The sequence below is a fragment of the Halorubrum sp. SP3 genome (assembly GCF_005435195.1).
Lineage (GTDB): Archaea > Halobacteriota > Halobacteria > Halobacteriales > Haloferacaceae > Halorubrum > Halorubrum sodomense.
Map to the genome: position 1 here is coordinate 1 of NZ_SGTU01000461.1, position 377 is coordinate 377.

1 protein-coding gene is annotated in these 377 nt (G+C 54.9%); it reads left to right on the forward strand.

What is annotated here, in order from left to right; genetic code table 11:
* Window positions 1-16 precede the first annotated feature (16 nt).
* On the forward strand, window positions 17-377 hold a 361-nt coding region (locus tag EXE42_RS17250; protein ID WP_241988440.1), incomplete at its 3' end, for a HAMP domain-containing protein.

A 377-nucleotide genomic window follows, 5' to 3' on the forward strand; every position in this document is an offset into this window, starting at 1 on the left:
GTTCATCGTGGCGATTATGATCGGCCTGTTCGTCGCCGGGCGCATCACACCACCAATCAAGCAGCTATCGAACGGGCTCACCGCGATCAGTAACGGAGAACTCGATAAGGAGGTAGATCAGCACGTCGAGAATGATGAAATCGGGCGGATGGTCGAGGCGTACACCAAGATGCAGGAAAACCTTGAGGGGGTGTTTTCCCAGATTGGAACCGCAAGTGAAGGGCTCAAACAGGGGGACCTCAACTGGGAGTTTGAATCCCAATACCCCGGAACGTACGGTGAGACGATAGCCAATCTTGAAACGGGTGCCGGCGAGCTCGCGGCAAGTTTCGAGCAAATTCAGAGCGTTAGTAGCGATCTTCAGCAGGGTGTGCTCG